This is a genomic window from Acidovorax sp. Root275 (genome assembly GCF_001428965.1).
Taxonomy (GTDB): Bacteria; Pseudomonadota; Gammaproteobacteria; order Burkholderiales; family Burkholderiaceae_C; genus Acidovorax; species Acidovorax radicis.
The window spans coordinates 830,525-852,194 of sequence record NZ_LMJH01000010.1; the positions used below are offsets into that span (position 1 = coordinate 830,525).

Below are 21,670 nucleotides of genomic sequence, written 5' to 3' on the forward strand. Positions count from 1 at the left end.
GGGAACGCTCACAGACCGTCGCCAGGACAATCCATCAGCGTCGACAGAGGTGGGATTGTGACGCGCCCGCAACCGGTCAGGCCACGGTGGCAGGGTAGATGCACCGGTAGAGCGGGCCGACCAGCATCAGCACGGCCATCAGCCGACACACCTGAAACGCAGTGACCACCGGCACGCCCAGCTGCAGCACCTTGGCGGTGATGGCCATCTCGGTGATGCCTCCTGGCGAGGTACCCAGCAGCAATGTGACCCACGGCAGCCCCGTGGCCCAGGCCAGCAGTACCGCAAACAGCGCACACGCCCCCATCAGCACCACGGTGCCCGCAGACACAGACACGAGCCAGCGCGGCGCCGTGTGCAGGAAATCTGCGCGAAACCGGACGCCCAGGCTTATGCCGATCACCAGTTGCGCTGCATTCACCATCGACTGCGGCACGGCGGACAGGGTGATGCCCGCCATGGTGAGCCCCATGGACACCAGCATGGCCCCCATGAACCAGGGGTTGGCCCGGTCCAGCCGGTCCATCAACAAAGCCCCAGCCCCCGTCAGCAGCGCCATCAGCGCCAGCCCGGGCCAGCTCACCACGCGGGCCATCGGCGGCAGCATGTCCAGCCCCTGCAAGCCACTCCACTGCAGGGCAAACGGGATCGTCAAGGTGACGATCAGCAAGCGCAGGCTGTGGCTGGCCGCCACCAGGTCCGTCCGGGCGTTTTCACGCTCGGACAGCAATGTCATTTCAGATGCCGCACCAATGGCCCCAGAAAAATAGCTCGTGGCACGCAGCATGGGTGCAGGTACACCATGCATACGCGGTGCATGCACACGGTACAACCAGGCCCCGAACAGCCAGCCCAGGAACAACGCCCACATGACACCCAGCGCAATGGCCCACCAGAGCCCCCCAATCAGCACGACCACCTGCGGGGTGAAATACAAACCCAGCGCCGCACCAATGGCCCATTGCCCCGCATTGCGCAGCGGCCCCCAGCTGTGCGTAGGGCCACCCGCCATCGACACGATGGACGTGGCCAACAACGGACCGATCATCCACGGCAAGGGCGTGTGCAGCGCGACACAGCCACCGGCGGCAACCAGGGCGAGAAAAAGGGTGAAAAGGACGCGAAGCAGAAAATTCACAGGCATGGGTTTGGAATGCTTACGGAGCACAAGGCGGCGCCTCCCACGGGGACCATACCCTCACTTGGACTCAAACCACCGGAGGAAAATGGAACGGGGGGCATCGTGGAATGCCACCGCAAACTCCGAGAGCCAGATCCCACAACACTCCATGCCACCCGGTGCCCATCGCGCCTTTTCAACTCAACCGGTGCCCTCCGCCCTGAAATAGGCAATGGTCTTGCGCAAACCGGCGTCAAGATCAATGCGGGGCTCCCAGCCACCCAGCAGCTGCCGCGCCAGCGCGATGTCGGGCTGGCGCTGACGGGGGTCATCTCCCGGCAGGGTATGGTGGGTGATCCGGGCAGAGGACCCAGTCTGCGCAAGAACCTTTTGCGCCAGCTCGAGGATGGTGAACTCATCCGGATTGCCCAGGTTGATGGGGCCCGCCACTTCGTCGGGCGTGGCCATCGTGCGCACCAGGGCTTCCACCAGGTCGTCTACATAGCAAAAACTGCGGGTCTGCGCCCCTGCACCATATACCGTCAGGTCCGCGCCGCTGAGAGCCTGGACGATGAAGTTGGAAACAACCCGGCCATCGTCGGGGCGCATGCGGGGGCCATAGGTATTGAACAGCCGCACCACCTTCGTGCGCACACCATGTTGGCGCCGGTAGTCGAAAAACAGGGTCTCTGCACAGCGCTTGCCCTCGTCGTAGCAGGCACGCACCCCGATGGGGTTGACGTTGCCCCAGTAGGACTCCGGCTGCGGATGCACGCTGGGGTCGCCATACACCTCGCTGGTGGAAGCCTGCAGAATAAAGGCCCCGCACTTACGGGCCAGCTCCAGTAGGTTCATCGCACCGATCACGCTGGTGCGCAGGGTCCGCAGTGGATCGGCCTGGTAATGCACGGGTGACGCAGGGCAGGCGAGGTTGTAGATTTCATCCACCTCGACATCCAGCGGCTGGGTGACATCATGGCGAAGCAAGCGAAAGCCCGGCAAAGCCTGGAAGTGGGCGATGTTTTTTTCCAAACCCGTCGAAAAGTCATCCATGCACCACACCGCATGGCCATCGCCCAGCAGGCGCTCGCACAGATGGGAGCCAAGGAAGCCCGCGCCCCCGGTGACCAGGATTTTCTTCGCCGTCGTCATGGTGTGGTGGATCCCAGTGCCTCCAACGCGTTACGGCCCACGGTCAGATAGTCAAAACCCAGGGCTCGCATGGAACGTGGTTCGTAAAGATTTCGCCCGTCCACGATCAGCGGGTGCCGCAGGGCCGCCCGCAGGGCATCGAAGTTGGGACTGCGGAAAACCTGCCATTCGGTCACGATCAGCAAGGCGTCTGCGTCGCGCGCTGCCTCCATAGGGCCCTGGGCATAGCAGATACGCTCCAGCAGGCGAGGCCTGTCGCGCAGGTCGTCCTCCAGACAGCGGCGAGCCTCCTGCATGGCTACCGGATCGAATACCTGAAGCACGGCCCCACGCTCCAGCAATTCGCGCACCAGCACCCGGCTGGGAGCCTCACGCATGTCATCGGTATTGGGCTTGAAGGCCAGACCCCACAACGCAAGCCGGCGGCTGGAGAGATCCGACCCGAGCCGTTGTACGAGTTTGTCCACCAGCAGCCGCTTTTGGCCATCGTTGACGTGTGCCACCGCTGCAAGCAACTGCAGCGGCAGCCCCACGTCATTTCCCATCCGCTGCAACGCGGTCACATCCTTGGGGAAACAGCTGCCGCCGTAGCCCACGCCCGGGTAAAGAAAGCTGTCCCCAATGCGAGGGTCGGCGCCAATGCCCACCCGCACTGGCTCGATGTCCACACCCAGGCGGTCGGCCAGATTGGCCATTTCATTCATGAAGCTGATGCGCGTTGCGAGCATGGCGTTGGCCGCGTACTTCGTGAACTCGGCGCTGCGACGGTCCATGCAGATGACACGATCATGCCCATGCCCAAATGGTCGATACAACGCACGCATGAGATCACCAGCACGCTGCTCTTCGGGCGCGTCGCCCAACCCAACGATGATGCGGTCAGGCCGCATGAAGTCGTTGATCGCACTGCCCTCTTTGAGGAACTCTGGGTTCGATACCACCGCAAAGCCAGGTGCTGGTCGGGCACCGGGCCAACGCTGGGCAAGCACAGTGGCTACGGCCTTGTGCACCACTTCGCCCGCGCCCACAGGTACGGTGGATTTGTTGACGATCACCTTGAAGCTGGTCATGTGGGTCGCGATGGCACCCGCCACCTCAAACACATGGCTCAAGTCCGCACTGCCATCGTCCGCAGAGGGTGTTCCCACCGCGATGAACTGCACGTCACCGTGGGCAACACCGCGCGCCATGTCGGTGGAAAACGCCAGCCTGCCGGCGCGGACATTGCCAACGATCAACTCCTGCAGCCCTGGCTCGTAGATTGGAACCTCTCCGCGCTGCAGTGTGGCAATTTTGTCGGCATCCGTGTCGATGCACAGGACATCATTGCCCAGCTCCGCAAGGCATACGCCGGTAACGAGCCCCACATAACCGGTTCCGAACAAGGTGAGATTCATGAAGGGGGCAAAAAAACTGAAAAATACAAGACATGGGGCTCGCGTCCACGCGAAGGGCGCCGTGAAGTTTCACACCTCAATCACATCGGGAGGCAGCCCCTGGTGCACGCGTTCGACCATTGTGGTGTATGCCGACTCGATATGCCGCGCAAAGAGCCGGGCATTGAACAAGGGCGACCGGGGCCCCTGTTCCTCCAGCTTGTCCCGAATGCTCTTGAGTTGCGCCACATCGCGGGCAAGCTCTATGGCTCGGGCCTCAAATGCAGACTGCGTCTGGGTGACAAGCTCGGGCAACCCCACGGCATGCAACAGGCTCGCCGCCACTCGGCTCGCAAACGATTTTCCTGAACACGTCAGAACTGGCAGCCCTACCCACAATGCATCGCTCGCGGTGGTGTGCGCGTTGTAGGGCAGCGTGTCAAGGAAAAGGTCGGCCATCCGCTGGCGGGCAAGATGCTGATCCATGGGCACACGGCCGGCAAACACGAGGCGGTCTGCAGAAATCCCCCGGGCCTGCGCCTCTCGGCGCAGATTCCGGGCCGCAATCGGGTTGTCTTCCAGCAGCCACAAGACGCTGCCTTCAACAGCGCGGAGGATGCGCATCCAGCCGTCGAATGTGGACGGCAGGATCTTGAAATTGTTGTTGAAGCAGCAAAACACAAAACCAGTAGCAGGCAAACCCAGTTCGTCGCGGGAAGAGCTGCGGTCAGCTACTTTCCGCTGGGAGTCGTTGACTTGATAACTGTGCGGCAGATAGACCACTTTTTCAGTGAAGTCGGCCTGGGCATGGGGAGGAATCACCACCTTGTCGGCAATCACGTAGTCCATGTAGCTGGCGCCGGTGGTGCCAGGGTAAGCCAGGTAGCTGACCTGAACGGGTGCACATCGGTAGGAAAAACACCTCAAACGCGTCGCTTGCGTAAAGCCCATCAGATCCACGGCAATGTCGATACCAAGCTCTCGCGAAAGCCGCGCAATATCAAGATCGGTACGCTCACGCACATCCAGAAAATGGTCAAAAGCCACCACCAGTCGCTCGCGCATACTGTCGTGCACCTGGGGACTGACCGAAAACGCGAACAACTCAAATCGCTCGCGGTCATGCACTTCAATCAGCTCTGCAATCAAGTACGCAGAGGGGTGGTTGCGAAAATCTGCGGAGTAGTAACCGATGCGAAACTTCTCGCCCCTTGCACGAACAGGAATCGCGCCCAACGCCGCAGACGCTGGCAGATCGCGTTCTACAAGAAGGCGTGCAACCTCTTTGTGGAGGGCAGGCTGGTCGAACACGGACAGGGCAGAGAAAGGCTCAAGGACAGGATTCCGAGCCCTGATTTCTTGCTGGAGTTGAAGTAACTCCTCATCCAGGTTGTCCCAAATACAACCATGGACCTTGGCGGTAACTATCTCGCTTTGCAGCATCGCCAAAGGAGCAGGCAGGCGCTGGGCCACATAGAACTGCTGCAAAGCCTCGTCGTACCGCTTCATCTCCCGCAAAAGCCGGCCCATAAGAAACCTGGACTCCGCTTGCTGGGGCCGAAGCTCGATCGCCCGGCTAACGTCCGCCAGTGCACTTTCCAAATTTCTCAATTGCAGTTGCGCCTCGCCACGGTTGTTGTACGCCTCGGCGGACTGCGGATTGAGCTCCAGCGCCCGGCTGAAGGCAGCGACCGCTTCTGCATACCGGCCCAGCCTGAGTAAGGCCGTGCCCCGGTTGTTGTGCGGCTCCGGTATCTGGGGTGCGCGTTCGATCACCTGGTCCATGCACTCCAGGGTTTCATCAAACTGCTTCATCTGCAGGTGAATGCAGCCCAGATTGAAACGCGCCTGAACATTCGCAGGATCTATCGCCAGCACCTTGCGGTAGCTTTCCATGGCCTCCGGCAACCGGTCCAAGGTTTGCAGGACCGTTCCCCGGTTGTAATGCGCGAGCCCCAATGCGGGCGACAGCGCGATGACCTGGTCGAACGAAGCCAGCGCTTCCTGGTTGCGCTGCAGGCGTAGCAGCGCGTTGCCACGATTGAAATAGGGATCAATGTAGTCGGGCTTGAGAGCGATGGCCCGGTCGTAGGCGCGAATGGCGTCTGCGGGCCGGTTGGACAGCAGCCATTCATTGCCCCGGGTGTTGCACGCCGTCGCATCATCGGGAAGGGGCGACTCCACAGCTCTACCGCCCGCAACCAAGCCCGTTCCGTAATTGATTCCGAATTTGAAACTGGGCTGGCTGGATGGTATGGCGCCAGGCTTGAAGGACTGGCCGAAATGGGGTTTCTTTGCGTCGGTCAAGGTGCTTCCCGATACGGATGAGAGGTTGACATCCCCTCATGGTAAACACCTGCGCAGTACCGAACCGCCGTCCGACGCTAGCCGGGCCGCTCCCGGGCCAACAGCCAAGCACTCACCGTCAAGCGAACCACCATGGAAAGCGGGTAGCGTAACGCCCTGTTTCAGAGCGCGCTGATGGAGCCTGCCTGCGCCTCAGGCAGCGCCCCGCCGGTGCGCCATCTCCTGCCCCATCCGGCCAAGCACAGCGGGCTCCAGCAGATGCAGCGCAGCCGGGTAGGCCAGATGTTCCTCTTGGTGGATATGGCTCGCATAGCGCGCCGCAAATCGATCAAAGAGCGCCTCGATCGATTCCGAGAATCCCTGGATAGACCCTTGCGCCAGCGCCTGTAGCGGAACTCGCGCCGCCTCCCAGTCAGCTACCATGTCCACATGGTCCTTTTGCAATGCCTGCACCAGCACCTTCACCTCAGGCGAGGCCTGGGCCAGGAGCAGCGGGAAGACATGCAGCTCCTCATCCTCATGGTGCAATGGCGCAGCCACATCAAAGTAGCGCAGCACATCGCGTGCGGCCTGGCGCGCGCTCTCGTCGGCACCTTGCTGGCGGACATGTTCACGCAGGCGGCCCAGAAGTGCCAGTGTGCGCTGCACGCGTTCGTGGCAGGCTTCCAGCATGGCAAAGGGCTCTTCGAACCCTACTGCGGGCGCGCTGAAGCCAGGAATGTGGCGAGCGGGTGCAGGAGAGGACGCCATCCTCGCCTCACCCAAAGCGCACGGGCTGGCCCTGGCGGTCGAAGGGAATGTAGGCACCATGCGCGCCGCCCTTGATCGCATCCACCATGCGCTGCAAAGGCGCCTCGGCATCGGCGCTGGTGGGCGCCTTGTTGAGCGTGCCCGACATCGCGGCTGCAAACACCATCGCCCAGTCGTGACCAGGGGCAGTGAACTGGCGCGCCTCTCCTACCAGTGCGTCGAATGATGGCAGTTCCTGCGGCGTTTTGTCCACGCACATCAGCGGCACCAGGGCACCGCCTTGCCCGGCTTCAAAGCGCGCGCGCTGCGCGGGGGTGGCGTCGTCGGGGAGTTCAACGGCAGCAAACACAAACAAGAGACGCTGAGGTTCGGGTTGCATGCGGGCTGCCTGCAACAGATCGTCGAAGCTTGAAATGTTCATAAAAATCTTGGTGAAATAAAAAATGCTGTCGGGTTCTTTCTGGCTTGCTCAGAAACCAGGCACCACGCCCTGCTGCGCGTCCAGCGTGCTCACATAACTATCTGCAACGGGCCGCGCCCGCACGGCCTTGCGCGATTGCACGGTACCGATGCTGATAAAACACAGCGCCTGCTCCCAGGCTGCCAGCTGGAACAAGCCGCGCAATCCAGCTGATTTGAGCGCTTTGCCACTCGTGAGGGCGGATCCATAGCCCTGCGCAGTGGCCATCAGCAGCATGTTCTGCACGGCACAGCCTGCTGACATCAGGCGTTCGGACAGGTCGATGGCGGGGTCCCCGCATTGACCGTCGACCACCACCAGCATGAGCACCGGGGCTCGGTAGGCTTTTTCGCGGGCCTGCTCGGCCTGCTCTGGTGTGGCGGCTGGATCGCGCTCACGAAGAGCCCGAGCAAACACGTCTGCCAGCGCTGGCCGTGCCGCGTCGGACACCAGCACAAAACGCCAGGGCGTCAATTGACCATGGTCGGGGGCATGGGCCGCAGCGCCAAGAATCTGGGCCAGCTCCCCCCCTCTAGGCCCAGGGGCGGCCAAGCGTTTGGGCAGGATGGTCTGGCGCGACTGGATCAGCGCAGCAGCCATCGCGGCAGTGTCGTCTGAGATGGTCGCAGCAGCGGGCATGCGCCGTTGTGCATGCTTCAAAGGCCAGGGAATGACAGCCATCGCAGATCCTTGAAAGAGCCGCCGTCAGCCCGGGCGACCGTCAGCCCGCAGGCAGCCGTACCACCTGCCAAGCCGGACACCCCACACGCCCATGGTGGCGGCCCACAGGCATGCCGCCAGCGGCAAAAGCGACACCCACGCAACGCCAAATACCCCCGGCACCGCCGCGGCAATGCGCAGCACCGTGGCCACCTGCAGGATCCAGAACAGCGTCCATGCCGTGCGGTCTGCCACCAGCGCACGGCCACTGTGTCCACAGGACACTCGCGTCACCATGGCCAGCATCAGCGATGCCAGGCAGCCCATGGTCAACGCGTGCAGTGCTCCCAGGCCCAGCGCTCCCATGCCAAAGCCCCAGGCCAGCCACGGTGACAGCCCGCCAAGAAGAAAGGCCAGGCCGAGCCATAGAAAACCAATGTGCAGCATCGCGAGCAGCCTGTTCTTGAGGCTTTGCACCAGGCCCCAGACACAGGCCAGCCAGACCAGCACGCCACCCACGGCCAATTGCAGCGTGCCGTATATCAGCCCCCAAACCGTCCCTGCAGCACCGGCAGGCAATCCGGCCCATTCCAACCATGCAGCCAGCACCTGCAGCAGGGCCGCTGCCAGCATCAACCACAGCACCCAGAAAGGCCTCCACGCCTTCACCATGGGCATGGCGCTGGAGGTGAAAAACGGAATCATGCGATGCGCCACCGTCACATACACCACGACAACAAATCCCCACAGACCGGTGAATACCCAGACACGCGCGAGCGCATGGGTCCCCACCGCCAGACTCAGCCACAGCCCTGCAAGACTGACGCAACCCAGCGTGCAAGCCCAGGCGATGGTGCGAGCATGCAACTGGTCCTCGGACTGGCTTTTTCGCACACGCCCCCAGAACTGCACGGTCATCCAGACGAGGCCCACCACCGCCACCGCCAGCCCGCCCAGCGCCACACCAACCCACAGGTGCGCGCCTGCCAGCCACAGCAACCATCCAACCGTCTGCGCCACCAGGGGTGTGCGAAGCGCCTGCACGGGCAAAGGCTCCACCCCAAGCCATTTGGGGCCTGCCGTGAACAAGAAGCCCGAAAAGAACAGTGGAATAAATCCGAACGCCATCACGGTCGAGTGCACCAGCGTGGGAGACACCGCGTAATAGAGCCCCCACCCACCGGTAGACCGCGCCACCTGCACCAACGCCCACCACCCCCCCGACGCCACCAGCACCACCATGGCCAGGAAGAACCCCAACCGGTGCGGCGCCAGCATCAGATAGCGCCAGCGCCAGTGACTGTCCAACGACGCAAGCACTTCGGGCGAAGGTTTTCCCGACGCGGTACGCAGTGGGATGACAGGACGAGACGTCACCCGCAGGTCCCCAGGTGCCCACACTGCGTGCAATAGTCGCAACCATCCTTGCGGATCACTGCATGGGCGCCGCATTCGCTGCACTTCTTGCCCGCCATGGCCTGCGGGACCGCCAGAGGCGCGGGCGCGGGCTCATCCAGCGGCAGTTGCTGTTGCACCGGGTCCGCCACGCGGCGCGCCAGGATGTTCTGGATGGCATAGGCCATGGCCGCCACTTCGGAGTCATGCCACATGGGCACCAGCGTGCCGTCGTCCTTGCGGTGGGTGCCCAGACGCACGGGCCCACGGTCCCAGGCCACTTTGCGCATGTCGGAGAGCGCCCGCTCCAGGAAGCCGCCGCGCGCCGCCAGCGACAACATGCGCATGCTGGACGTGATCCACTGCTGCGACTCGCCGCTCTGACCTACAGGCATGAAGAACTCGATGGCCCGGTCCACCGTGCCATTGCCAACCCCCGTGGGGACCGGCAAGAACGAGACGATAAGGTACAGCGTCTTGTGGCCTTCCTGCGTCCAGTATTCGAGCTTTTCGGCCACCGCCGAGAGGCCGCCTTGCGGGCGGCTTTCGATCACGGTACGCATGGGGTCCACCGGAGGTGCGGGGGGTACTACAGGTGCGGCAACGGCTGCGGGTTCAGGCGCTGCATGGGTTTCCAGCACCGATCCCAGGATGGCATTGGGCCGGTAGGTGGCCAGGCCCTTGAGCTTGGCGCGCCAGGCCTGCAGGTACAGGTCCTTGAAACCTTCGTAGGGATAGTCGGCGGGGATGTTCACCGTCTTTGAAATGGCCGTGTCCACAAAGGGCTGCACAGCTTCCATCATGGCGATGTGGCCTTCGGCGGGCATGGCGAGGGCCGAGACGAAATAGTCCGGCAAAGCACCCACGTCACCGCCCAGTTCGCGGTAGAGCCGCCAGGCGTGGTCTTCGACGGCGTATTCCGAGGTAGTGCCGTCGGATTCACGCTTCTTGCGCTTGTACATCCACGAAAACGGCGGCTCGATGCCGTTGGAGGCGTTGTCGGCAAAAGCCAGGCTCACCGTGCCCGTAGGGGCGATGGAGAGCAAGTGGCTGTTGCGGATACCGTGCTGGCGGATGGCCGCCTTGAGCGAGTCGGGCAGGCGGCTGGCAAACGTGCCCTCTGACAGATAAGGCTCGGCCTGGAACTTGGGGAACACCCCTTTCTCGCGCGCCAGGTCCACCGACGCGGCATAGGCAGCATCGCGCATGCACTCGGCAATGCGGGCTGCCATGGTGCGGCCCTCGGGCAGGTCGTAGCGCAGGCACAGCATGGCCAGCGTGTTGCCCATGCCGGTAAAGCCCACACCAATGCGGCGCTTGGCCATGGCCTCGTCGCGCTGCTGCGGCAGCGGCCAATAGGTCACATCGAGCACGTTGTCCAGCGCTCGCACCTGCAGCGCCACGGCTTTGGTGAAGTCATCGAAATCAAACGCAGCCATGCCCCCAAAACCGAAGGGGTGGCGCACAAAGCGGGTCAGGATGATAGGGCCCAGGTCACAACACCCGTAGGACGGCAATGGCTGCTCGCCACAAGGGTTGGTTGCCGCGATGTCTTCGCAATAGTGCAGGTTGTTGTCTTCGTTGATGCGGCCCAGGAACAGGATGCCAGGCTCGGCGAAGTCGTAGGCCGACTTCATGATCGTGTTCCACAGCTCGCGCGCGGGCACGGTGGCGTAGACCCACAGGCCATCAGCACGCTGGCGAGCGCCCAGGGCCAGCAAAGCGGCACCCGGTTTCGCCTTGTGCACCAACTCCCACTGCGCGTTGTTCTGCACGGCGTGGATGAACGCATCCGACACGCCCACCGATACGTTGAAATTGTTCCAGCGGCCCGGCGTGCGCTTGGCGGTGATGAACTCGTGCACATCGGGATGGTCAATGCGCAGCACACCCATCTGAGCCCCCCGGCGCGCGCCTGCGCTCTCTACGGTCGAGCACGACTGGTCGAACACGTTCATGTAGCTGCACGGCCCCGACGCCATGGAGGCCGTGGCCTTCACTTGCGCGCCCTTGGGCCGGATGCGGGAGAAATCGTAGCCCACGCCGCCCCCACGGCGCATGGTTTCTGCAGCCTCGCGCAGGGCTTCGTAGATGCCTGGAAAACCCTCGTCGTCCACCCCCTGGATGCAGTCGCCCACGGGCTGTACAAAACAGTTGATCAGCGTGGCCTGGATGTCGGTGCCTGCCGCGCTCATAATCCGGCCCGCTCCGATGGCGCCCGCCTTCAGGTTGGCGAGGAACAGGGCTTCGTATTTGTCGCGCAGCTCCGGCGCCTCCACCGAGGCCAGGGCCCGCGCCACACGCTGGTAAAGCTCGTCTGCGGTGGTTTCCCCGGGTTTGAGGTATTTCTCACGCAACACATCCAGGCTGATGGGCTGCAATGAAGAGGTGGGCTTGAGGGGGGGCTGTGGTTCGCGTTTCATGGGGGCCGATGATTTGGGTTTCACGCCAGTGAGGTCTTGCGTTCCATCAAGAGGGCCTCATTCCTCACGGATATGCCGCGAGAATGCCGGACAAGGTCAAAGCTCGTCCAGAAGAACTTGCCCATCATGCTCCACGTAGGGGTGGTAGGGACCAGTGCCGCTGTTGTCCGCCCGCGAGGCCGGCACAAAGCCGCCCGTCTTGACATCAAACACATGGACTTCTCCTTCCTCGATCACATAGTGCCAGCCATGCAGGCTGATCTGCCCTGACTGCACACGGCTCCGCACCATGGGGTACTCCATGAGCCGCTCCAGCTGCAGCACCACAGCGCGTTGCTCGGTGCGGCGCAGCACCTCAGGTCCGGGCTGCATGGGCAACAAGGCCTCTCGCCCCAGGTCCAGCCAGCGGTTCAGGTTGGGCGCTTCGGGCGAAACCTCACCATACATCGCCTTGATAGCCCCACAGTGACTGTGGCCGCACACCACAATGCGGCGCACCTGCAGGTTGAGCACCGCAAACTCGATGGCCGCCGTGGTGCCATGGTGGCCGTGAGATCCGTCATACGGCGGGATGAACGCACCCACGTTGCGCACCAAGAACAGCTCCCCCGGGCCCGCACCGGTCAGCAGGTAGGGCACCAGGCGCGAGTCGGAACAGCCGATGAACAGGGTGGTCGGGTGCTGCCCTTCGTCCACCAGCGCCTGGAACTGCTCGCGGTACTGGGGAAAGGCGTCGTTATGGAAACGGCGCAGGCGATCAAGCAGCTCGTCGGGCATGGGGCAATCGGTTGAAGCGTGGTGCAACTACTGTACAAGCGGTGAGTCGGCCGCGTCCAGTGCCACGCCTTCCACCACGGCAGCGCCCGCCAGCAATTGCAGGTACTGGCGCAGCGCATTCACCCAGGCCTGCTGGCGCAACGTGAGCGCAATGGCCTGGCGCACTTCTTCAAACGAAGGCTGCTGCCCGGGGTCGCGCGCCACCACCTCCACCACATGCAGGCCAAACCGGCTGTGCACCAGGCGTGCCAGCACACCGATCTCCGCGCTGCCAAACACCTCGCGGGCGAATTCAGGCGCACAGTCGGCGCGGGTCAGCCAGCCCAGATCGCCGCCTTGCTGGCCGCTGGGGCAGTTGGACCACTGCGCTGCCGCTTCGGCAAACTTGGCGCCACCGTCGTCCGCACAGCGCAGGTCAATCAGCATGGCTTCGGCACGCAGGCGCAGCTGCTTGACGTCCACGCCGGGCGTCACGGCAAACAGCACGTGGCGCAGCTGGGCCCGCTCACCATGGGCGTGTGCCGCAGGGTGGGCGTCATGGTAGCGGCGGCAGGCTTCTTCCGACGGGTCGGGGATGGGCAGCTCGCGCTCCAGCAGTTGCTCGATGGCATTCGAGGCCTTGGTGCTGATGGCCCCTTCGACACCCGGCACATCGTCCTGCGCCAGCAGGCCGCCTTGCTGGGCTGCCTGTCGCAGCAGCTCGGTGCAGGCACGCTGGCGCAAGGCTTCATCATCCAGCCACTCGGCCGTTGAATTCAATGCCACGCCGTTGATGCGCGCCACCGGGGCCTGCCCCATGGGCTGAGGGGTTGCCATGGCGGGCGTGTCTGCCATGGCCGTCGCTCCTACCGTGGCGGAGAGCGCCTCGTAGGCGGCCGTTTGCTCGGGGGAAAGCGTGCTTTGGGGGGCGCTCTGGCTGGTTGCGCTGGTGCCGCAACCGCAGCTACCGGTTCCACATCCGCTCATGGTGTGCTCCTTGGGTGGTATGAATTCATACGCCACGGCGGTCTTGCGACTGCATATGGCCGGGTGGCAGATTCAGGCGGCGCGCACGCACTACCTGATAGGGGCGCAGCACATAGGCCAGCGTGCCAAAGCCGCTCCACACATGCACCAGGCGGGTGAACGGGAAGATCAGGAAGATGCTCATGCCCAGGAACATGTGCGTCTTGAAGATCCAACCCGCACCGGCCAGCAGATCGACCGCACCACTGCGGAAAGTGACGATGCGTTGCCCCCACTCAGCCAGGCGCATCATCATGGAGCCGTCCAGATGTTGTGCCGACAGCGGGATGGTGGCCAGGCCCAGCGCCAGTTGTACCCACAGGAGCACCAGGATCAGGATGTCGCTGGTCTTGGAGGTGGCGCGGATGCGCGCATCCGACAGGCGGCGGTGCAGCAGGAGGGACAGGCCCACGAAGCCCATCAGGCCTGCAATCCCCCCCGACACCATGGCCATGAGCTGCTTGGCGCCGGCGCCGATAAAGTGCTCATACAAGAAGTGCGGCGTAAGCATGCCCACGGTATGGCCAAAGAACAGGAACAACACGCCCACATGGAACAGGTTGCTGCCCCAGCGCAAGCTGCCGGTGCGCAGCAGCTGGGAGGAATCGCTTTTCCAGGTGTACTGGTCGCGGTCAAACCGCGCCCAGCTGCCAATGAAAAAGACAGCGAGGCAAATATAGGGATAGATGCCAAACAACAGGGTGTCAAGCCAGGTGGTCATACGGAGACTCCTTCTGGTGCCCGCTCGGCGCGGGGGGTACGAACAAAATGCATAGGTTGTGGCTGGTCCGGCTTGGACTGCCCCTGGGTGCTGCAACCGCCAAACGCCTCGGGCTCGGCCCAGACCTCGTCCATCGGCGGCTCGGGGGTCAGCGCTACCGACTGCACGCGCTGGCCCGACACTTCGAGCACCGCGGCAATCACGCTGGCATAGGGGCTGTTGCGCGCCACCAGCGCACTGAACAGCGCGTTCAGGATGTGGGCCATCTCGCCCAGGAACTCCTTGGCCACTTCCACAGGCTGGGTGGAGGCGAACTCCAGCACCACCGGCAGGTGGTCGGGCAGTTCGTCGGCTTCGAACTTCAGGCCTGCTTTGTCGTAGGTCTGCAGCAGGTCGATAAGCGCCGGGCCCCGGTCGCGCGAGTCGCCGTGCACATGCTCGAACAGGTGCAGCGAGGTCTGACGACCCCGGTCGAAGTTGTCCACATAGCGGGCCTCGGCTTCGAGCGGGTCGAGTGCAGCCAGGTGCTCGCACACAGCCTTCAGTTCATTCATGCGATCGGCCGTAAGGGCCTGCTCTGCCTGCAGGGCGTCGATGAGCTGCGGCATCACGCTGCGCAGTTGCGCATCGGGGTAGCTCAGCAGGTAGCCCAGGGCGCGCAGGGTCAGGCGCACGGAGGTCGGGTTCTTTTTGAACATGGTGATTCCTTTGCCTGTGCTTCAGACCGTGGCTTTGATCGGGATCGTGCGGGGCTTCTTGCCGCCGAACATGCTGGTCTCGGTGGCGCCATCGGAACAGCCGTTGCCAAACGAGAAGCCGCAACCACCCCGAATGTCGAACGCGTTTTCGGCATATTCGCGGTGGGCCGATGGGATGACAAAGCGGTCCTCGTAGTTGGCAATCGCCATCACGTGGTACATCTCCTCGACCTCGGCCATCGACAGGCCCGCCTGCTTGAGCACACCCAGGTTCTGGCGCTGCTCCACATGCTTGTCGCGCTGGTAGGTGCGCATGGCCAGCATGCGCTCCAGCGCCCGTACCACGGGGCCGGTGTCGCCTGCAGTCAGCAGGTTCGCCAGGTACTGCACGGGGATGCGCAGCTGCGACACATCCGGGATGTCGCCATTCACACCCACATGGCCCGCGTTGGCTGCGGCCGTGATGGGCGAGAGCGGAGGCACATACCAGACCATGGGCAGCGTGCGGTACTCGGGGTGCAGCGGCAGGGCCACCTTCCACTGCACGGCCATCTTGTAGACCGGGCTGTTGCGGGCGGCGTCCATCCAGCTGTCCGGAATGCCGTCGATGCGCGCCTGGCGGATCACATCGGGGTCGTTCGGGTCCAGGAAGATGTCGAGCTGCGCCTGGTACAGGTCGCGGTCGCGTTCCACGCTGGCGGCTTCCTGGATGCGGTCTGCGTCGTACAGCAGCACACCCAGGTAGCGGATACGGCCCACGCAGGTTTCCGAGCACACGGTCGGCTGGCCCGCTTCGATGCGGGGGTAGCAGAAGATGCACTTCTCGGCCTTGCCCGATTGCCAGTTGTAGTAAATCTTCTTGTAGGGGCAGCCGCTGACGCACATGCGCCAGCCGCGGCACTTGTCCTGGTCGATCAGCACGATGCCGTCTTCCTCGCGCTTGTAGATCGAGCCGCTGGGGCACGATGCCACACACGCCGGGTTCAGGCAGTGCTCGCACAGGCGCGGCAGGTACATCATGAAGGTGTTTTCGAACTGGCCGTAGATGTCCTTTTGCACATCGTCGAAGTTCTTGTCCTTGCTGCGCTTGCTGAACTCGCCGCCCAGGATTTCTTCCCAGTTCGGGCCCCACTCAATCTTCTCCATGCGCTTGCCGGTGATCAGGCTGCGCGGGCGGGCTGTGGGTGCGGCCTTGCTCTCAGGCGCGGACTGCAGGTGGTCGTAGTCGAACGTGAAGGGCTCGTAGTAGTCGTCGATCTGCGGCAGGTTGGGGTTGGCGAAGATGCGCATGAGCAGCTTCCACTTGCCGCCCTGGCGGGGGGCGATGGAGCCGTCCGGGTTGCGCACCCAGCCGCCGTTCCACTTGTCCTGGTTTTCCCATTCCTTGGGGTAGCCGATGCCGGGCTTGGTCTCGACGTTGTTGAACCAGGCGTATTCCACGCCCGGGCGACTGGTCCAGACGTTTTTGCAGGTGACGGAACAGGTGTGGCAACCGATGCACTTGTCCAGGTTCAGCACCATGCCGATTTGTGCGCGAATTTTCATCGTGTTTCTCCTTGTCTTCGGCTTCAGGCGTGGGCTGCCGTGCTGGACACGGGCTCGTCGTCGAGCCAGTCCACGCGGTCCATCTTGCGCACCAGCACGAACTCGTCGCGGTTGGTACCAATGGTTCCGTAGTAGTTGAAGCCGTAGCTCAACTGCGCATAGCCGCCGATCATGTGGGTGGGCTTGAGCACGATGCGCGTGACCGAGTTGTGGATACCTCCGCGCGTGCCGGTGATCTCGGAACCAGGGGTGTTGATGATCTTCTCTTGCGAGTGGTACATCATCACCATGCCCGGGTTCACACGCTGGCTCACCACGGCACGGGCTGCAATCGCGCCGTTGGCGTTGAAGAGTTCGACCCAGTCGTTGTCCACGATGCCGGCGCTCTTGGCGTCGTCTTCGCTCAGCCACACCACCGAGCCACCGCGATTGAGCGTGAGCATCATCAGGTTGTCGCTGTACGTGCTGTGGATGCCCCACTTCTGGTGCGGCGTGATGAAATTCAGCGCGATCTCGCGGTTGCCGTTGGGCTTCTTGCCTTCGACTTCTTCCAGCGTCTTCAAGTGAACGGGTGGGCGGTAGCTCACGAAGCCTTCACCAAAGTCACGCATCCACGGGTGGTCCTGGTAGAACTGCTGGCGGCCCGTGAGGGTGCGCCATGGGATGTACTCGTGCACGTTGGTATAGCCGGCGTTGTAGCTGACCTTTTCGCTTTCCAGGCCCGACCAGGTGGGCGAGCTGATGATCTTGCGCGGCTGCGCCTGGATGTCGCGGAAGCGGATCTTTTCGTCCTCGCGGTGCAGCGCCAGGTGCACGTGGTCGCGCCCGGTCTGCTTGCCCAGGGCCTCCCAGGCCTTGCAGGCCACGTGGCCGTTGGTCTCGGGCGCCAGCATCATCACCACTTCGGTCGCATCGATGTCGGTCACGATGCGGGGCATGCCCTGCGTCACGCCCTCTTCCTTCACGCGGCCGTTCAGGTCACCGAGCTGGCCCACTTCGGTCTGCGTGTTCCAGCCAATGCCCTTTCCGCCATTGCCCGCCTTGTCCATCAATGGGCCCAGGGCGGTGAAGCGCTTGTAGAGGTTGGGGTAGTCGCGCTCGACCACCGTGACCTGCGGCGCGGTCTTGCCGGGGATGAGTTCGCACTCGCCGTTCTTCCAGTCGCGCACGCCATACGGCTGCGCCATTTCACCGGGGGTGTCGTGCATGATGGGCGTGAGCACCACGTCCTTCTCGACGCCGAGATGGCCCACGCTGACCTCGCTCACGGCCTTGGCGAAACCCTTGTAGATCTCCCAGTCGCTCTTGGCCTGCCATGCAGGGTCCACTGCGGTGGACAGCGGGTGGATGAAGGGGTGCATGTCGCTGGTGTTGAGGTCGTTCTTCTCATACCAGGTGGCTGTGGGCAGCACGATGTCGGAGTACAGGCAGGTGGTGCTCATGCGGAAGTCGAGCGTGACCAGCAGATCCAGCTTGCCCTCGGGCGCATTGGCGTGCCACTGCACCTCCTCGGGCTTGGCTTCGTCCTTGCCCAAGTCTTTGCCCTGCACGCCGTGGGTGGTGCCCAGCAGGTGCTTGAGGAAGTATTCGTGCCCCTTGCCCGACGAGCCCAGGATGTTGGAGCGCCACACGAACATGTTGCGCGGCCAGTTGGACGGATGGTCTGGGTCCTCGCAGCTCATGGTGAGCGTGCCGTCCTTCAAGGACTTGACGACGTAGTCCTTCGCATCCATTCCGGCCGCAGCGGCGTCCTTGGCGACCTTCATCGGGTTGGTCTTGAGCTGGGGGGCCGATGGCAGCCAGCCCATGCGCTCGGCGCGCACGTTGTAGTCGATCTGTGCGCCGTGGTAGGCGCGCTGGTCGGCCAGGGGCGACAGAATCTCTTCCATGCCCAGCTTTTCATAGCGCCACTGGTCGGTGTGGGCATAGAAGAAGCTCGTGCTGTTCATCTGGCGCGGTGGACGGATCCAGTCCAGCGCAAAGGCCAACGCCGTCCAGCCCGTCTGTGGGCGCAGCTTTTCCTGGCCCACATAGTGCGCCCAGCCGCCACCGCTCTGGCCAATACAGCCGCACAGCATCAGCATGTTGATGATGCCGCGGTAGTTCATGTCACTGTGGTACCAGTGGTTCATCGCCGCGCCGATGATCACCATGGACTTGCCATGGGTCTTGTGCGCGTTGTCGGCGAACTGGCGGGCTACGGTGATGATCTGCTCGCGCGGCACACCGGTGATTTTTTCTTGCCATGCGGGCGTGAAGGGACGGTCAGCGTCGTAGCTGCCACCGGGTTCTTCGCCCGGCAGGCCACGGTCGATGCCATAGCTGCCGGCCAGCAGGTCGAACACGGTGGCCACCATCACGCGGCCCTGGGCTTCGTGGCCTTCCAGTTCCAGGTGGGTGACGGGTACGCGGCGCACCATCACGTCACCGCCTTGTTCATTGGCCGTGAAGTTGGGCGTGGCTACACCACCAAAGTACGGGAAGCCCACATCAGCCACGTCGTGCGCCTGCTCGCCGTCTTCAATCACCGAGAGCTTGAGCTTGACGGTGTTGCCGGTGCGTGCTTCTTTGTTCTCCAGGTTCCACAGGCCCTGGTCGGGGCGGCCGTCCGCCCCCCAGCGAAATCCGATGGAACCATTGGGCAGCGTGACCTGGCCCAGTTCGTCGTAGCCCACGGTCTTCCAGTCGGGGTTGTTCGACTGGTCGAGCTTGTTCGGAAAGTCGCTGGCGCGCACATAGCGGTCGGGCACCATCACCGTGCGGCCATCGGGCAGCTTCTTTTCCTTGAGCACCACCAGGAGCGGCAGGTCGGTGTAGCGGCGCGCGTAGTCGTCAAAGTACGCGCTGCGGCCCTTGCCGCCGTCCTTGAAGTAGAACTCGTTCAGGATCACATGGCCCATGGCCATGGCCACGGCGGCGTCCGTCCCCTGCTTGGGGTGCATCCACAAATCGCCCAGCTTGGCGACTTCGGAATAGTCGGGCGTGATGGACACGACCTTGGTGCCCTTGTAGCGCACCTCGGTCAAAAAGTGCGCATCGGGCGTGCGCGTCTGGGGCACGTTGGAACCCCAGGCAATGATGTACGAGCTGTTGTACCAGTCGGCCGACTCGGGCACGTCGGTCTGCTCACCCCAAACTTGCGGACTGCTCGGGGGCAGGTCGCAGTACCAGTCGTAAAAACTCATGCACACGCCGCCGATGAGGCTCAGGTAGCGCGAACCCGCTGCATACGAAATCATCGACATCGCCGGGATGGGCGAGAAGCCGATGATGCGGTCCGGCCCGTGCTTCTTGATGGTGTACACGTTGGCCGCAGCGATCATCTGGTTGACTTCGTCCCAGGTGCTGCGCACAAAGCCGCCCAGGCCCCGTTGCTTTTGCCATTCGCGTTTGGAGGCATCGTTCTCGACGATGCTGGCCCAGGCGTCCACCGGGCTCTTGGCCAGGGCGATGGCGGCGCGCCAATGCTTGAGCAGGCGGCCACGCACCATGGGGTACTTCACGCGGTTGGCGCTGTACAGGTACCAGCTGTAGCTGGCGCCACGCGCGCAGCCACGGGGCTCGTGGTTGGGCAGGTCGGGGCGGGTGCGGGGGTAGTCGGTCTGCTGGGTTTCCCAGGTCACGATGCCGCCCTTGACGTAGATCTTCCAGCTACAGCTGCCCGTGCAGTTCACGCCGTGCGTGCTGCGCACGATCTTGTCGTGCGCCCAGCGGTCGCGGTAGGCGTCTTCCCAGGTGCGGTCTTCACCGTTGGTTTCGCCGTGGCCTTGGGCAAAGGTCTCGCGGGGCTGCGAGAAGTACGAAAGGCGATCGAGGAAATGGCTCATCGGGGGCTCCTTTTTCTGTTCTGTCCAGGGGTGATCAGCAAGGCATCTCGGCGTGCTTGCGTGCGTAGTACCACCAGGTGATCACGATGCAAACGAGATAGAAAGCGAAAAATGTCCACAGCGCCGCATGGGGGCTGCCAGTCAGGGCAATCGAGCTGCCATAGCTTTTGGGGATGAAGAACCCGCCATAGGCGGCCATGGCGGCTGTGAAGCCCAGCGTGGCAGCGCCCAGCGTGTTGCCTTCCTTGTTGGCCTGTGCCACGGCGGCGGTGTTGCGGGGGTCCACACCCCGCATGGCTTCGGTCAGGAAAATCACGGGAATCATGCGGAAGGTGGAGCCGTTGCCGATGCCGGTGGTGAGGAACAGCACCAGGAAGCACACAAAGAAGCCTGCAAACTGGCCTTCGTTACCCGCCGAGGGCAGGAAGAACGTGACGCCCACCACCGCTATGACCATGACGATGAAGTTCCACAGCGTGACGCGCGCACCGCCGAGCTTGTCGGCCATCCAGCCGCCAAACGGGCGGATCACCGCACCCACCAGCGGGCCCAGCCAGGCGTAGGCCAGGGGGTTCACGCCAGGGAACTGGCTCTTGATGAGGAGCGGGAATCCTGCGGCATAGCCGATGAAGGAGCCGAAGGTGCCGAGGTACAGCACGCACATCAGCCAGTTGTGCTTGCGCTTGAAGATGGCGGCCTGGGCGGCGAACGAGGCGCGCGCGTCGGCGATGTCGTTCATGCCGAACCAGGCGGCCAGCGCCGTCAGCGCAATCCATGGCACCCAGATGAAGGCGGCGTTCTGCGTCCACACCTGCACGGTCTGGCCGTTCTTCACAATGGTCTGACCTTCGCCGCCAAAGATGCCGAAGATGCCGGCCGTGACCACCAGCGGGCTCAGGAACTGCACCACCGACACGCCCAGGTTGCCCAGGCCCGCGTTCACACCCAGCGCGGAGCCCTTGCGCTCCTTCGGAAAGAAGAAGCTGATGTTGGCCATGCTGGAGCTGAAGTTGCCGCCGCCCAGGCCGCACAGCAGCGCCAGGATGAGCATGGTGGGGTAGGCCGTGGTGTTGTCCTGCACCGCAAAGCCGATGCCGATGGCCGGGATCAGCAGCGAGGCGGTGGAGATCGCCGTCCAGCGGCGGCCACCGACCAGCGGCACCATGAACGAGTAGAAGATGCGCAGCGTGGCGCCCGAAAGCGCGGGCGCTGCCGCCAGCCAGAACAGCTGGTTGGTCGAATACTTGAAGCCCAGGCCTGGCAGGCTCACTGCGACCACGCTCCAGACCTGCCAGATGGCAAAGGCCAGGAACAGCGCGGGCACCGAGATCCACAGGTTGAGCTTGGCGACGGCTTCGCCTTCGCGCTCCCAGAAGGACTTGTCCTCCGGGGTCCAGAGGGTGAGCAGGCGCCCCTGGCGCCCGCTGTTGGTGGTGGCAGACATGGTGAGGTTT

At 63.4% G+C, this 21,670-nt stretch carries 16 protein-coding genes; all 16 read right to left on the reverse strand.

Translation table 11 applies throughout. The features are described from left to right. Positions 1 to 76: 76 nt before the first annotated feature. Positions 77 to 1,144 carry an AbrB family transcriptional regulator gene (locus ASE52_RS23145; protein WP_057229542.1) on the reverse strand — a complete coding sequence of 356 codons (1,068 nt, stop codon included), beginning with the start codon at positions 1,142 to 1,144 and terminating at the stop codon, positions 77 to 79. Positions 1,145 to 1,321: 177 nt separating this feature from the next. Continuing rightward, positions 1,322 to 2,272: a UDP-glucuronic acid decarboxylase family protein gene (locus tag ASE52_RS23150; RefSeq protein ID WP_057229544.1), complete on the reverse strand. Its 951-nt coding sequence runs from the start codon at positions 2,270 to 2,272 to the stop codon at positions 1,322 to 1,324. Beyond that, positions 2,269 to 3,669: a UDP-glucose/GDP-mannose dehydrogenase family protein gene (locus tag ASE52_RS23155; RefSeq protein ID WP_057229546.1), complete on the reverse strand. Its 1,401-nt coding sequence runs from the start codon at positions 3,667 to 3,669 to the stop codon at positions 2,269 to 2,271. Before ASE52_RS23155 ends, ASE52_RS23150 begins: the two co-directional genes overlap by 4 nt. A gap of 69 nt (positions 3,670 to 3,738) precedes the next feature. After that, entirely contained in the window at positions 3,739 to 5,955 is a 2,217-nt protein-coding gene (locus ASE52_RS23160; protein WP_057229548.1) for a glycosyltransferase family 41 protein, read from the reverse strand. Positions 5,956 to 6,147: 192 nt separating this feature from the next. After that, entirely contained in the window at positions 6,148 to 6,705 is a 558-nt protein-coding gene (locus ASE52_RS23165) for a hemerythrin domain-containing protein (RefSeq protein WP_057229550.1), read from the reverse strand. A 7-nt stretch (positions 6,706 to 6,712) separates the two neighbouring features. Then, positions 6,713 to 7,126, reverse strand: coding sequence for a hypothetical protein (locus ASE52_RS23170; protein ID WP_010462995.1), 414 nt, complete (start codon positions 7,124 to 7,126; stop codon positions 6,713 to 6,715). Positions 7,127 to 7,174: 48 nt separating this feature from the next. After that, complete coding sequence (locus ASE52_RS23175) at positions 7,175 to 7,846, reverse strand: nitroreductase (RefSeq protein WP_140426318.1); 672 nt, start codon at positions 7,844 to 7,846, stop codon at positions 7,175 to 7,177. A 24-nt stretch (positions 7,847 to 7,870) separates the two neighbouring features. Further along, positions 7,871 to 9,202, reverse strand: a complete 1,332-nt coding sequence (locus ASE52_RS23180; RefSeq protein WP_241777084.1) for an NnrS family protein — start codon at positions 9,200 to 9,202, stop codon at positions 7,871 to 7,873. Then, positions 9,199 to 11,643 carry an adenosylcobalamin-dependent ribonucleoside-diphosphate reductase gene (locus ASE52_RS23185; protein WP_057229724.1) on the reverse strand — a complete coding sequence of 815 codons (2,445 nt, stop codon included), beginning with the start codon at positions 11,641 to 11,643 and terminating at the stop codon, positions 9,199 to 9,201. The genes ASE52_RS23180 and ASE52_RS23185 overlap by 4 nt, the downstream gene beginning before the upstream one ends. A gap of 96 nt (positions 11,644 to 11,739) precedes the next feature. Further along, positions 11,740 to 12,420: a carbonic anhydrase gene (locus tag ASE52_RS23190; protein ID WP_057229552.1), complete on the reverse strand. Its 681-nt coding sequence runs from the start codon at positions 12,418 to 12,420 to the stop codon at positions 11,740 to 11,742. A gap of 27 nt (positions 12,421 to 12,447) precedes the next feature. Then, positions 12,448 to 13,254 (reverse strand): peptidylprolyl isomerase, encoded by an 807-nt coding sequence (locus ASE52_RS23195; RefSeq protein ID WP_057229553.1) that lies wholly within the window; start codon positions 13,252 to 13,254, stop codon positions 12,448 to 12,450. Between the two features lie 157 nt (positions 13,255 to 13,411). Further along, complete coding sequence (gene narI, locus ASE52_RS23200; protein WP_010463001.1) at positions 13,412 to 14,146, reverse strand: respiratory nitrate reductase subunit gamma; 735 nt, start codon at positions 14,144 to 14,146, stop codon at positions 13,412 to 13,414. Beyond that, positions 14,143 to 14,844, reverse strand: a complete 702-nt coding sequence (gene narJ, locus ASE52_RS23205; protein ID WP_057229555.1) for a nitrate reductase molybdenum cofactor assembly chaperone — start codon at positions 14,842 to 14,844, stop codon at positions 14,143 to 14,145. The genes narI and narJ overlap by 4 nt, the downstream gene beginning before the upstream one ends. A gap of 21 nt (positions 14,845 to 14,865) precedes the next feature. Then, positions 14,866 to 16,389 carry a nitrate reductase subunit beta gene (narH, locus tag ASE52_RS23210; RefSeq protein ID WP_010463003.1) on the reverse strand — a complete coding sequence of 508 codons (1,524 nt, stop codon included), beginning with the start codon at positions 16,387 to 16,389 and terminating at the stop codon, positions 14,866 to 14,868. A gap of 23 nt (positions 16,390 to 16,412) precedes the next feature. Continuing rightward, entirely contained in the window at positions 16,413 to 20,216 is a 3,804-nt protein-coding gene (locus tag ASE52_RS23215; RefSeq protein WP_057229557.1) for a nitrate reductase subunit alpha, read from the reverse strand. A gap of 34 nt (positions 20,217 to 20,250) precedes the next feature. Further along, a complete protein-coding gene (locus ASE52_RS23220) occupies positions 20,251 to 21,660 on the reverse strand; it encodes a NarK family nitrate/nitrite MFS transporter (protein WP_057229559.1) in 1,410 nt (469 codons plus the stop codon). Positions 21,661 to 21,670 lie beyond the last annotated feature (10 nt).